General features: G+C 36.6%; 11 protein-coding genes. 4 read left to right on the forward strand and 7 right to left on the reverse strand.

Annotation, left to right across the window (positions count from 1 at the left end):
- Positions 1 to 113 precede the first annotated feature (113 nt).
- From panD to IQ228_RS16770, 5 genes are all read right to left on the reverse strand, one after another.
- Positions 114 to 500 carry an aspartate 1-decarboxylase gene (gene panD / locus IQ228_RS16750; RefSeq protein WP_193963618.1) on the reverse strand — a complete coding sequence of 129 codons (387 nt, stop codon included), beginning with the start codon at positions 498 to 500 and terminating at the stop codon, positions 114 to 116.
- Between the two features lie 256 nt (positions 501 to 756).
- Positions 757 to 1,275 (reverse strand): inorganic diphosphatase, encoded by a 519-nt coding sequence (locus IQ228_RS16755; RefSeq protein WP_027404163.1) that lies wholly within the window; start codon positions 1,273 to 1,275, stop codon positions 757 to 759.
- A 201-nt stretch (positions 1,276 to 1,476) separates the two neighbouring features.
- On the reverse strand, positions 1,477 to 1,665 hold the full coding sequence (locus IQ228_RS16760; RefSeq protein ID WP_027404162.1) for a hypothetical protein: 189 nt from the start codon (positions 1,663 to 1,665) through the stop codon (positions 1,477 to 1,479).
- Positions 1,666 to 1,868: 203 nt separating this feature from the next.
- On the reverse strand, positions 1,869 to 2,660 hold the full coding sequence (locus tag IQ228_RS16765) for a DUF4231 domain-containing protein (protein ID WP_035083214.1): 792 nt from the start codon (positions 2,658 to 2,660) through the stop codon (positions 1,869 to 1,871).
- 165 nt (positions 2,661 to 2,825) lie between these two features.
- A complete protein-coding gene (locus tag IQ228_RS16770) occupies positions 2,826 to 4,004 on the reverse strand; it encodes an MFS transporter (protein WP_193963620.1) in 1,179 nt (392 codons plus the stop codon).
- A gap of 811 nt (positions 4,005 to 4,815) precedes the next feature.
- Between IQ228_RS16770 and IQ228_RS16775 the strand changes: the two genes are divergently transcribed.
- The 4 genes from IQ228_RS16775 to IQ228_RS26720 all read left to right on the forward strand — a co-directional run bounded on the left by IQ228_RS16775 (position 4,816) and on the right by IQ228_RS26720 (position 6,177).
- The gene (locus tag IQ228_RS16775; protein ID WP_027404160.1) at positions 4,816 to 5,448 is read left to right on the forward strand and encodes a bifunctional 4-hydroxy-2-oxoglutarate aldolase/2-dehydro-3-deoxy-phosphogluconate aldolase; all 633 of its coding nucleotides are present in this window, start codon (positions 4,816 to 4,818) and stop codon (positions 5,446 to 5,448) included.
- 137 nt (positions 5,449 to 5,585) lie between these two features.
- Positions 5,586 to 5,822 carry a DUF433 domain-containing protein gene (locus IQ228_RS16780; RefSeq protein ID WP_027404159.1) on the forward strand — a complete coding sequence of 79 codons (237 nt, stop codon included), beginning with the start codon at positions 5,586 to 5,588 and terminating at the stop codon, positions 5,820 to 5,822.
- The gene (locus IQ228_RS26715; RefSeq protein ID WP_228043919.1) at positions 5,822 to 6,019 is read left to right on the forward strand and encodes a DUF5615 family PIN-like protein; all 198 of its coding nucleotides are present in this window, start codon (positions 5,822 to 5,824) and stop codon (positions 6,017 to 6,019) included. The genes IQ228_RS16780 and IQ228_RS26715 overlap by 1 nt, the downstream gene beginning before the upstream one ends.
- A 17-nt stretch (positions 6,020 to 6,036) precedes the next feature.
- A complete protein-coding gene (locus tag IQ228_RS26720; protein ID WP_228043920.1) occupies positions 6,037 to 6,177 on the forward strand; it encodes a hypothetical protein in 141 nt (46 codons plus the stop codon).
- Between the two features lie 98 nt (positions 6,178 to 6,275).
- Here IQ228_RS26720 and IQ228_RS16790 read toward each other — a convergent pair whose 3' ends face one another.
- A complete protein-coding gene (locus IQ228_RS16790) occupies positions 6,276 to 6,527 on the reverse strand; it encodes a hypothetical protein (protein WP_051424430.1) in 252 nt (83 codons plus the stop codon).
- 203 nt (positions 6,528 to 6,730) lie between these two features.
- Complete coding sequence (locus tag IQ228_RS16795) at positions 6,731 to 7,297, reverse strand: transposase (RefSeq protein WP_027404158.1); 567 nt, start codon at positions 7,295 to 7,297, stop codon at positions 6,731 to 6,733.
- Between the last annotated feature and the right edge of the window lie 179 nt (positions 7,298 to 7,476).

Genomic DNA, 7,476 nt, shown 5'->3' on the forward strand with positions numbered 1-7,476 from the left:
ACCTATCAAACAGGTCGAAAAGTGGCTCTTGATTTCAAATCAAACATGAAGATTGTTTTTGATGAATTCTTGCCGCAATGGAATTACACCGCTAAACCAGAATTACAGGTTATTTAATCCACGATCCTAAGCAGATCATCATAATGTCGCACTTCTAATAACTGGTTTTTTTCACCGACAATGACAACAGTAGGAGAGTAACATTTTAACTCTTCCATAGTAAACTGCCCGTAAGTCATTATAATCAAGCGATCGCCAACTACGCCTAAACGTGCGGCTGCTCCATTCAATTCAATAGCTCCTGAATTAGCTGGAGCCGATATAGCATAAGTAATAAAACGCTCACCATTAGCAATATTCACTACTTGTACTTGCTCGTAAGGGAATATACCAGCTTTTGCTAAGAGAACCTCATCAATGCTGATACTGCCCACATAATTAATATTTGCCGCTGTGAGTGTACAGTTATGAATTTTTGCTGATAAGAGAGTGCGCTGCATTTGATTTTAAATTTTTTTTTGCAACCAGTGTGAGATGGGGGAATGAGATCAGTAGGTTCTTACTAATTATTCCAGAATAATCGGTTTAAGTAGTCAGACAGAATTAATTACACAATGTCATTGGGAATGGAAAGAAGTGAAATGAAGCAATTCCAAGGGTTGTGATTGCTTCCCTTCGCTCGCAATGACTGTAAATATTTTTGTCCAATTACTTAGTGGGTAATGAGTAATTCACATTACCATCACCCATAATCTATTATGCTTTAGCTTTAGCTGCTTGAATGAACTTTTCGACTAAGGGGGCTACCTTATCAACATCCTGCCAACCGAGAATTTGTGTTACCTTTTTTTCCAAATTTTTATAACTACGGAAAAACTCGGCAATTTCTTCCAGTTTATGAGGGGCTATGTCTTTAAGGGACAATACATGAGCATAGCGCGGATCTTTATCGGGAACACAAAGAATTTTTTCATCGCGATCGCCACCATCAATCATTTCCAAATAACCAACCGGTCTAGCGGCAATAACGCAACCGGGAAATGTTGGCTCATCCATGATCACCATACCATCTAACGGATCGCCATCATCAGCCAAGGTATTTGGGATAAAACCATAATCATAAGGATACTTAACTGAAGAATAGAGAACCCGATCTAGGGCAAATGCTTGTAAATCCTTATCGTATTCGTATTTATTTTTACTTCCACCAGCAATTTCAATCAGAACATTAATTACACCTGGCTTTGGTTGGGCGGGAATCAAAGATAAATCCACAATAAAACTCCTTTACTAAAAGTGAATCAGCGGTAGCAGCCATTTTCGCTCCCAGTGTAAGATCTTAAAACATTGTGGATCTCTTCCTCAACATTCCTTCTAAAATACTCGTAAATTTCATAAATGATCCGCAAAAAAGGCAGGGAAGAAAACTCCCTGCCCCTAATCCTCTGCTTTAAGTCTTAAATTCTGCTGTATATTTTAATCTCCACGAATAGATAGATTGTAAGTGAGGGATGGTTGATTGTTTTCAACATTAACAGAAGAATAGTGGGCAATGATAAATACTGGTAAAGTGAGAGTGATCAAAGCGATCAGTGTTCCCACGATGTCTGCCAAACGCTGGGAATATGTATCGGAAGAATTGGCAGACGGGCTATTTAAATTCATACAAAGTTGCAATTAATTCAGAATCACGAGTAGGTTGACTCTCTAGAAAAGAGTGTCTATACTATTCTAACTATTTTTTTACAATAAACCGTAATGTCAGGGATAACTGACATTTTTAATCATTCAGAAATTCCGTAGGGGCGCAGGGCTTGCGCCCAGAGATTGATATATCCTGCGCCCCTAAATTGGTGATTACACCAAAACTATGCAGCTACTTTTTGTTCTGTAGTTGATTCTTCAGATTGTGGAGACTCTTGTTTTTCTTGATTTCCCTGTTCTGAATCACTGTTTGGTTGAACTAGTTGGAGGTGAATATTATTCACTTGATTAATGAATAGTTCTATTGCCTGACTTACTCTTTGTTGTTGTTTACCTTCTTCTGAAATATCATAACAACGATAGGCTGGGCTAATTCCCAAAACAAACTTTTCCTGTTCAGCTTCTAATAATTCAACGGCTTTGTTAGCAGCCATCCAATTTTTCTCAAAAGGAAATGAGGTAACGATACTAGCAACAATGGAAGCAACGGCTGGGCAAATAACAGGCAGCCATTTTAACCAACTTTGTCCTGCCTCTAATTTATCTACCAACACTAAAATCGGTGTCACACCTGACAAAATAACGGTGGAAATTTGCAAAACATAGTAAAGAGTTCTGGCAAGATTTCGAGAACTTTTATAGTCGTCAATCAACTCTTGACAATATTCTAAAGCTTTGGCTCGTGCTGGTAAAACTGTATTATAGTCTAATGTAGTACCATTGCTTAATAGAGATGTATAGAGTTCAGCTTTTTTGGAAAGGTCAGTTTTTTGTGATTCCTTTTTAGCATTATTTACCGATTGTCTATTGAAAAGAAATAAACCAATAGCAACGGTTAAAGCGACGGAGGCAGCAGTTACATATTGTGGATTACTAGAATCAACATAAATAATGAAGCCTGATGTTATCGCAACTGCGGCTAACAAGTAATCAATCAACTTGAAAAAAAACAACATATTTTTGCCTGGTGTAGTTATTGGGATAATGTTGAATTTGTGACTGAGAAAAGTTGTTGCAAAATGGTACTTTTACAATTACAAACAATGATGTATATTACACGAAAGTAACAATATTGACAAGGTGTACTAACTGTCAATATTGTCAATAGTATAATTTAACGCTTAAATAGCCCTGCTATATCTTTTGCGCGTACCTATGGCTAAGGTTAAAACCAAAAATGTTAAACCTCCTGCTAGATATAAAGGATAGCCATAAGTAATGGGTTGGGATTGGTGAACTATCATCCCCGCAATCACTGGACCAATACCGTTGGAAATACTCAAATAGGATGCGTTTAATCCTAATACAGTTCCCTGATCTTGTGGTTGAGCATTGAGAGAAATCAATGTACTAATCATGGGTTGGACTAGGGCATTAAAAAGCGCAAATAGGATGCTAACTACAATAAAGTAATTGATGCTAGGCCAAACAGGCATTAACAAAAATGATAAACTGCGAACAAATAAGCCTAAAAATAATATCTTGACAACATTAAATTTACGACTGAGGACAGATACTCCCCAAGTTTGCATGATTACTCCTAATGTGCCAAAAACTAAAAATAATAGTGTTAAAGATTTATTATTTTGATGTAAAACTTGGATAAAGTATGGTTGGAATGCATAGGTAAACATGGTAAATGTTGTCCCGGTGCAAAAGTTAATGAATAATAAAATGCCAATTCCTGGCATGGCAAAGCCTTTAATTAAATTTTCTAGCCCTAAATCAAAGATATTCGTAGCTTTCGGAGATTTATTTTGTAAAGTTTCTGGTAATAAGAAGATTGTCATTAACATCGCTATCATAGCAACTGCACCGGAAACTAAAAATGCCGTTCCTAAAGAAATTTGCTGTGCTACTAAACTCATAACTGGACCAACAATAAATCCTAATCCCATCGCCGCACCATAAATCCCAAATGCCTGAGCGCGATTTTTTTGACTGGAAACATCAGAAATAACGGCTTGGGCAACTGAAGCATTTCCACCTGTGATACCATCTAAAAATCTGGCTAGAAATAGTAATGTTGCTGTTGTGGCAGTTCCTGCGATAGTATTAGCAATTACTGTTCCGGCTAAACTGATTATTAATAATGGTTTTCGCCCAAATCTGTCGGAGAGTTTACCAATTACAGGAGTGGCGAAAAACTGAGCAATAGAATATGTTGAGAATAATAAACTGGTTTGGAAATCATTTAAACCAAATTGTTTACCATAAAGATAAATTATGGGGATGAGAATTGTAAAACTCAGGGAATTAATAAAGGCAATTAAGGCGGTAATCCAAAAAATTCGATTCATTTTTGATTAAATATATTTATCTTCAGTCATCTTACCATTGACCAGACTTTTACTATCTGTTGCTGACGATTCCTTCGATTGGCTTTTTCTGCTGATTTGTGGCACTTATGTGGCTATTAATATTTTATTTGCGATCGCTTAGGGACTTCCAATTAAAAAAATACCCAAAAATTTCTTGTGGTGCGGGCTGAAAAGCCTGTTAATCATCAAGGACAGGCAAGGATGCCCATCCCACAAAATTGGGTAATTTATTTTTTGGTGTTCCCTTATTGGTTAGGAGGAAATTGTATTGCTAAGGGACTTCCAAATAAAAAAATACTCAACCACCTAACGCAAAAATCTCTCAAACCCTTATTCCTCTGTGTCCTCTGCGCCTCTGTGGTTCGTTAATCAGGATAATTTATTTCTTGGAAGTCCCTAATGCTAAACCAGGTTCTTTTTTAGATGCTTTTTTCTTTATCTTGGACGGTAATGCACATTATTGATGAGTCCAGTCCTCTGTATGAGATAACTTCAGCATTATTAAGCTAACATCAGATTTTGCTGATTGGGATTGATGAAACTCATTACCCGTCAAAATAAATTTGACGAACTACTAGGGGTAAAGCAAGAGCTAAATCCCTACAAATCTAGGTTTTTCCTAATTTTCCAAAAGTCCATATTTCAACCATGTTGAGTATAATAAGATTCTGTGGAATCATCAATTTGTAGATATTATGTACCATAGGCCTGATGGACATCGTTACTGTGACTATACACATTTTCACGATGTCTTACCAGTTTAATTGATGCTGTTTAAGTTACGGTAAAAATGTCTAATCAAGTTTGGTTGTCACAGTTAAAATTACATCGAGCGATCGCTGTTGTTCGCGCCCCGAAGATGGTATGGGGTGAGAAAATGGCTTTAGCTGTAGCATCTGGAGGAATGCAGTTAATTGAAATTACTTGGAATAGCGATCGCGCACCAGAATTAATTACCCAACTCCGCGCTAAATTACCTAACTGTATGATTGGTACGGGGACTTTATTTAATGTTCAACAGTTACAAGAGGCGATCGCCTGCGGGGCGCAATTTCTCTTCAGTCCCCACACTGATCTAGATATGATTCAAGCTGCATTAACCGCAAATATCCCCATTATTCCCGGTGCATTGACACCCACAGAAATTATTACCGCTTGGAATCATGGTGCAAGTTGTGTCAAGGTGTTTCCGGTGCAAGCAGTGGGCGGAACTAGCTATATCAAGAGTTTACAGGGACCCCTTGGGCATATTCCCTTAATTCCTACGGGGGGTATAACATTAGAAAATGCTCAAGATTTTTTACAAGTCGGTGCAGTAGCAGTGGGGTTAAGTGGCGAATTATTCCCCACAGAATCAGTATTACAGGGCAATTGGCAAGCTATCAGTGAACAAGCCAGAACCCTCGTGCAGAGGTTACATTAGGGGTAAAGCGCATTGCTAAACTCCTTCAAATCATTGACGATAGATGAGTAGTAATAGCGCAAGCGCTGACTTATCAGTTCGCTCACCGTATTTATCACTGTTATAATAAAAAAATCAAGTTATGTCTTGAAGGAAATATGACACTAAACAACTTATTAAAAACTCAAGGTATTATTCACTCCGATCCTGAAATTATGAGTGGAGTTCCGGTTTTTGTGGGAACTCGTGTTCCTTTACAAACATTGTTTGACTATCTGGAAAGTGAGGGAGGATTAGCTGAGTTTATTAATGATTTTCCCTATCTGGAGACTCAAACTATGAAAGTCTTAGAAAATGCAGCTAAATTGATCATCGCTCAGGAACGTTGTGCTTAATGATTATATTATTAGACGAAAATCTTCTAAGTAAAAAACTCAAACAACCTTTTTCAAGTAAAGGTTATATAATTTATAACGTCAATGATATGGGATGGCGCGGTTTCAAGGATAAACAAATTATTAATTTAGCTGAAAAACATCCTTTTGATGCTTTCATTACAGCCGATAAAATCTACCCTATCAGCAAAATTTAACAGGTAAAACGTTGAGAATGATTATTTTAGATTCTTCTAGCACTCATCCTAATCATTTAGTTCCTCTGATGGAAAAAATTAGTGACATCCTTTCATCTTTATCTGTGGGATCACTTATATTAATCAATGACTTAGGTGAAATTGAATATATTGGTTAATTATTGACTTTTCATTGCTAAAAGCCTAAATTTACCTACAAATATTGATGAGAGAATAGCGATCGCATTCTCCATAGCTACAGAAAAGCGATCGCATTTCATTTTTCATAACGAAAGAAAGGCGATACCTTTGTTGTTTCTGCTTGTAAATGTTGCTGTAACATATCAGTTAAAGTTTTCTCGGCTGCAAAAGCATCATAAGGCGACCAAACTTCATACGTTTTACCATTTTCAAGAAAATCTGGATTTTGTTCATCTCTAGCTAATTCTGTGGCTAAAAATTGAATAGCTTTAATTTTTTCTTGATGAGATAATTTTTGTAGTGATGGTAAAATTTCGGTTAATGTCATAAAAATATAGGGTAAAAGCTATTTACATTATACTGCGATTCCTGCGGAGCGCTTCGCTATCGCTCTCTCATCATCCATTAAAACAGCGATCGCTCTCCATGAATTACAGACAAGTGATACATGAATATTAACATTCTCCCACAACCGTAGGGGTTTAGCAATGCTAAACCCCTACAATATATGCAACAAAAGGAAGATTTTATCTAAAAAGGTATATCTAATAATAATCGTTGTTCCTGAATATTTGTCCCTATATTTTCATCATCATTATCCCAATTTAGAGGATTATTAACAATGTATTTTCTAATTTCTTCCAAAGATGTTTCATTACGATTAATATGTTCATAGAAATTTCTTTGCCATACAGAAGATATTCCTTTTTGATGGCAAATAATATTAATTTTCTTAGTAACAACACTTTTATAAGACCTGATGACAGTAGGAATTGATCCGGGAATCATTTTACCATAACTGTTGGTTTTGTCTTCTTTGGGAATTGTGTTAACTATCCATAATATCCCATGAATGTGATTGGGCATAATCACAAATAGATCTAAGTTGACATGGGGAAAATGTTGGGGTATTTCCTGCCAGCATTCAGCAGCAATTGTTCCTAGTAAGTTTAACTTCATTTCCCCTTTTTTGATATCACCAAATATACATTGTTTGTCTTTGGTGCAAATGGTAATAAAATACGCGCCTTCTTGGGTGTAATCGTAGTCTTTTAATCGGATAGAACGGCGATGGTGTATTTCTGGATTATAGGACACTTTGATGATGAGGAATTGTTTTGATAAATTTTTATATGATCATACATTATGTTTGACACTCCCCGGTCTAAAGACACGGGGATTCTTAATCGAATAATTGCAAACACAACTGCTCGAATAATATCCGCTTTTCAGGTATTACCTTAGATGTACGGTTCCCCGCCTGATGCCGTTTGCCA

The sequence above is a fragment of the Dolichospermum sp. LEGE 00246 genome (genome assembly GCF_015207865.1).
GTDB lineage: Bacteria > Cyanobacteriota > Cyanobacteriia > Cyanobacteriales > Nostocaceae > Dolichospermum > Dolichospermum heterosporum.

Bases quoted from the DNA above. Each gene is read 5' to 3' on its own strand.
- IQ228_RS16770 (WP_193963620.1), bottom strand. From the start codon at position 4,004: ATGAATCGAATTTTTTGGATTACCGCCTTAATTGCCTTTATTAATTCC.
- IQ228_RS16760 (WP_027404162.1), bottom strand. From the start codon at position 1,665: ATGAATTTAAATAGCCCGTCTGCCAATTCTTCCGATACATATTCCCAG.
- IQ228_RS26715 (WP_228043919.1), top strand. From the start codon at position 5,822: ATGATTATATTATTAGACGAAAATCTTCTAAGTAAAAAACTCAAACAA.
- IQ228_RS16765 (WP_035083214.1), bottom strand. From the start codon at position 2,660: ATGTTGTTTTTTTTCAAGTTGATTGATTACTTGTTAGCCGCAGTTGCG.
- IQ228_RS16780 (WP_027404159.1), top strand. From the start codon at position 5,586: ATGACACTAAACAACTTATTAAAAACTCAAGGTATTATTCACTCCGAT.
- IQ228_RS16775 (WP_027404160.1), top strand. From the start codon at position 4,816: ATGTCTAATCAAGTTTGGTTGTCACAGTTAAAATTACATCGAGCGATC.
- panD (WP_193963618.1), bottom strand. From the start codon at position 500: ATGCAGCGCACTCTCTTATCAGCAAAAATTCATAACTGTACACTCACA.
- IQ228_RS26720 (WP_228043920.1), top strand. From the start codon at position 6,037: ATGATTATTTTAGATTCTTCTAGCACTCATCCTAATCATTTAGTTCCT.
- IQ228_RS16790 (WP_051424430.1), bottom strand. From the start codon at position 6,527: ATGACATTAACCGAAATTTTACCATCACTACAAAAATTATCTCATCAA.